This window comes from Limnospira sp. PMC 1279.21 (assembly GCF_032349615.1).
GTDB lineage: Bacteria > Cyanobacteriota > Cyanobacteriia > Cyanobacteriales > Microcoleaceae > Limnospira > Limnospira fusiformis.
This window is the reverse complement of sequence record NZ_JARPLU010000338.1, coordinates 1-2,132: the sequence shown is the minus strand read 5'-3', so window position 1 is coordinate 2,132 and position 2,132 is coordinate 1. Positions and strand designations below refer to the sequence as shown.

General features: G+C 49.2%; 1 tRNA gene and 1 pseudogene. One reads left to right on the top strand and one right to left on the bottom strand.

The features are described 5' to 3' along the window. Positions 1-552: 552 nt before the first annotated feature. A tRNA-Pro gene (locus P5683_RS24340) sits at positions 553-626 on the bottom strand. Positions 627-805: 179 nt separating this feature from the next. Between P5683_RS24340 and P5683_RS24335 the strand changes: the two are divergent. Then, positions 806-2,002 (top strand): annotated as a pseudogene (locus P5683_RS24335) (transposase). Positions 2,003-2,132: the final 130 nt, after the last annotated feature.

Here is a 2,132-nt window from a genome sequence, read left to right as displayed (position 1 = left end):
CATGGATTCCGTTCTCAAAGCTGCGTCCTAACCACCTTGACTAATGCTATAGTACAAACAAACTCCTACTTTTCCCCATGTTCTTTTGAACGCAGCGTATCAACCTATTTCGCTACTCACTCATTACGATGGTTCAAGCCGGACATTCGGTTTCCCTAATCATGGATGGTTGGCAGTGGTCGCATCTGGTAGTAGGTTCTACTTCACGCCTTCCGTTCCCCGCTTCAATCCTGGGGTTGTGATTCCCAAAATTGGGGGTGGCTATCGCCTTTACTCTCTACTCCCTGATTTCTCAGTTTGTTTATGACCTTGAGTTCCCTGCCTTGCTTAGATTTCTCCAAGCGTCGGGACATATAAACAGTTATGGGGATGGTCAGGAGTGCGCTCCTTATATTCAACCGAGGGGTTGAAATCCCCACCAGGCGGTTATTTCAGGTATTGCAACCTTATTTCATGCCTGAACGTCTCGCACGTGTATTTTGAGTGTAACGGTACGACTATCGGGTTAAAGCAATTCCCGCGATAGTAGTCAGGATAAGGGTTTAAGTTAAATCGGGATGACAGGATTTGAACCTGCGACATCCTGCTCCCAAAGCAGGCGCGCTACCAAGCTGCGCTACATCCCGTTGTACTCAAACCTCTCCATTATAGATCAGCTGACACCTATATGTCAATAGGCATTGGATGATATCAGCAATTCTCATTTGATAAAAAAGCGACTCAAGGACGGAAAATGGGGTACTGTAAGGACATCCAAGAGCCAATAGGGTCAGAGCCGTTGGAAAAACATGAGTTGTTTGACACAATCGTCAGTTCTTTTCGCCAGCGTTTGTCCTCGTTACCGGACAAGCCTACTGGTAAGAATAGCCACTATGGGATGGAAGACGCAGCCAATCGCGCGTTTAGTGTGTTCTTCACTCAAACCCCATCATTCCTTGCCTATCAACGCACGATGGAAGGCAACAAAGGCAAGAGCAATGCTCAAAGCTTGTTTGGGGTTCATCAAATTCCCGGCGACAACCACATCCGGGATTTTTGGGCGACAGTGTCACCAGACCACATCTTTCCGGTCTTTGAGGATATCTTGCCGGTGCTCGAAGTCCAGGGGCAGTTGGTAAAATTCCGTTCTATTGTCAACAGTCTGTTAGTGGCGTTGGATGGGACTGAATATTTGAGTTCGGAGAAAATCCACTGCCCCCAGTGCTCGACACGCACCTATAAGTCTGGGGCAACCCATTACTTCCATGGGGTGGTGACTGCGGTCATCGTTTGTCCAGGACAAAAGCATCTGATTCCCTTGGTTCCTGAATTTATCGTGCCCCAAGATGGTCATGACAAGCAGGACTGTGAGACGGCGGCAGCCAAACGGTGATTATCGCGGCAAGGGGAACGTATCATTAGATGGAACGTTACGGTCTTAGGGGATGACCTGTATTGTCACCAACCCTTGTGTGAGCAATTTCTAAAGCACCAACTCAACTTCATCCTCGTCTGTCGTCAGGAGTCCCACACCACCCTCCATGAACACCTTGATGGCATTGAGCTACCCACAGTCACAACCCTTGGTTGGACCGGGAAAGTCGAGGAAACCTATACCTACCGCTATCTCAACGCCGTGCCGCTCAGAGACAGTGATGATGCCCTGTTGGTCAACTGGTGCGAACTCACCGTCACCACTGCCGATGGCCAGGTGAGCTATCACAATGCCTTTGCTACGAATTATCCCCTCAGTGAGGAAAATGTCGCAGAAGTCGTGCTGGCAGGGCGAACCCGGTGGAAGGTGGAAAATGAAAACCACAACACCCTCAAGACCAAGGGCTACAATCTGGAACACAATTTCGGCCATGGTAAGCAGCATCTTTCCTCTTTACTGGCAACCCTTAATATCCTCTCTCTGCTCTTCCATACCTTCCTCGAACTGAGTAGGGGTCGAGAGAGATGTCGCCATCTCCCCCTCCCATACAAAACCGTACGTGAGACTTTCACCTCATACGGCTCCTAGCCTGACTGTGTTATGGTCGAAAGAGAAGTCACCTTCCCCAACTCCAATTCCAAACCGTGCTTGCGAGTTTCCCAGCACACGGCTCCTGATGTATAGCACAAGACAGAACACTTAGGACGTATAATGGAGA